The sequence below is a fragment of the Streptomyces sp. genome (assembly GCF_036566765.1).
Lineage (GTDB): Bacteria > Actinomycetota > Actinomycetes > Streptomycetales > Streptomycetaceae > Streptomyces.
The window spans coordinates 1-1,507 of the sequence record NZ_DATCVQ010000079.1 but is presented as its reverse complement, the minus strand read 5'-3'; the positions used below and the strand labels follow the sequence as shown (position 1 = coordinate 1,507).

The window sequence follows — 1,507 nt, the reverse complement described above, 5'->3', positions numbered from 1 at the left end:
CTGCGACATCGCCACGGCGGTGAGTGCCGAGGAGCTCGGCCTGGCCGCCGAGATCCTCTCCGACGCGAGCGGCGCCATCCACCTGGCCAACGAGGCCGGCAAGGTCTCGGCCGACCAGCTCCACCAGACCCTGCTCGTCCTGCTGCACTCCAACTTCGCCGCGGTCGCCACCACCGCGGCCTGGACAGAAGCGGTCACTGACCGGAAGCCGCTCGCCAAGAGCGACCTCGGCACCTCCGCCCTGCAGGGCCGCGCGGCGTTCGCCGGCTGAGGGCTCGCGGGCGGACGTGCCGTCGCGGAGTCACGGTGTCCTCTCGGCCGACGTGGGCGTGGCCGAAGTCGGCAGGGTGTGCGTGTGTGCCGCGGCCGCAGCGCCCGCGTCGGCCAAAGTGCCCCGGGCGACCCGGTGACGCCCCATGATCACGGCCATCGCGACGCCGACGAGACTGAACACCGCCATCACCCAGGACGCGGCGGCAAGGCCGGAGGACAGGGCATCGGCACTGGACTGGCCCTCAGCGGTCTGGCTGGCGATGACGTTGCCATAGATCGTCGCAGCCAGCGCCGTGGCCACGGCCGCGCCGACGTAGCGTGCCATGTTGGAGACACCCGAGGCCGCCCCGACCTGGGCTGCCGAGACGCACGCCGTCGAGGCCGACGTCGCGGGCCCGTTGGACAGGCCCATCCCGACGGCCGCCGCGACGAGCGGCAGCACGAACGCGCCGTACCCCCACGAGCCCTCGACGAAGCCGATCCAGCCGAAGCCGATCGCCGTGATCGCGAAGCCGGCTCCGACCACCGGCCGACCGCCGAACCGCGCCGCGACCCGGGGCACCAGGGGAGCGACCGCGACGAGGCCGACGGTGGCCGGAAGTGTCGCCAGGCCCGCTTGCAGCGAGCTGAGCCCGAGCGTGCTCGGGTCTTGGAAGTAGAGGCTCACCAGGTACATCAGCGCGTTGATGGTGCCGGCGCCGATGAGGATGGCGATCGTGGACGCGACCAGGACCCGGTTGCGAAGCAGGGCCAGGTCGAGCATGGGGACGGCGACCCGCTTCTCCACCGCGACGAAGGCGAATCCCGACACCACGGCCACTGCGAGGCACCCGAGCGTGGCCAACGACGTCCACCCCCAGTCACTGCCCTCACTGAGTGCCAGGATGATCGGGGTGAGGGTGGCAGCGACCAGCACGCTGCCAGCGACGTCGATCGAGCGCGGCCGGTCCTCGTCGCGGGATTCGGTCACCATGCGTGCGGTCATCGCTATGCACACCGCCGCGACGCCGGCGTCGAGCCAGAACAGTCCCTGCCAGCTCGTCAGCTCGACCAGGACACCGCCGAGCAGCGGCCCGGCCGCAGCACCCACGCCTGCCGCCGCGCCCCAGAGCGAGACCGCCCGCAGCTTGCCTTCTTCAGGTGTGCCGACCGTCAGCAGGCTGAGGCCACAGGCCAGGATCGTCGCGCCGGATGCGCCCTGGATGCACCGCCCGGCGATGACGGCTGCACCCGA

At 72.1% G+C, this 1,507-nt stretch carries 1 protein-coding gene and 1 pseudogene; one reads left to right on the top strand and one right to left on the bottom strand.

What is annotated here, in order from left to right:
• Positions 1–271, top strand: a pseudogene (locus tag VIU94_RS04650) (cysteine hydrolase); the annotation flags it as partial.
• A 30-nt stretch (positions 272–301) separates the two neighbouring features.
• On the opposite strand, the gene VIU94_RS04645 reads toward VIU94_RS04650, so the two are convergent.
• On the bottom strand, positions 302–1,507 hold a 1,206-nt coding region (locus tag VIU94_RS04645; protein WP_331907819.1), incomplete at its 5' end, for an MFS transporter.